This window comes from Mesorhizobium sp. M1A.T.Ca.IN.004.03.1.1 (genome assembly GCF_003997555.1).
GTDB lineage: Bacteria > Pseudomonadota > Alphaproteobacteria > Rhizobiales > Rhizobiaceae > Mesorhizobium.
On record NZ_RZTV01000666.1, the window covers coordinates 1 to 255 of the forward strand.

The following is a 255-nucleotide window of genomic DNA, read 5'->3' on the forward strand; positions in this document are numbered from 1 at the left end:
CAAAGCAAATCCCTTGGCAGCATAAGCCTCCGCCAGATTAGGATCGATAACGAGCGCCGTCGTCGTGTTTGCAAGAATATCTTCGACCGGAATTTCAGCGCCGAATTGAGACCGCAGGCGCGCATCGCAGACCGCGATGCCGGCATAGGCGCGGGCATAACCCGGATCCAGTTCGATGGCTCTGGCGAAGCTCTGCCTGGCCATCAGATGGTTGGAGCGTGAAGCAATATGGTAGTATTCGCGTCCTCGGAGGAA

At 56.9% G+C, this 255-nt stretch carries 1 pseudogene; it reads right to left on the minus strand.

Annotation, left to right across the window (positions count from 1 at the left end):
• Positions 1-255: pseudogene (locus EOD29_RS33330) on the minus strand (adenylate/guanylate cyclase domain-containing protein); the annotation flags it as partial.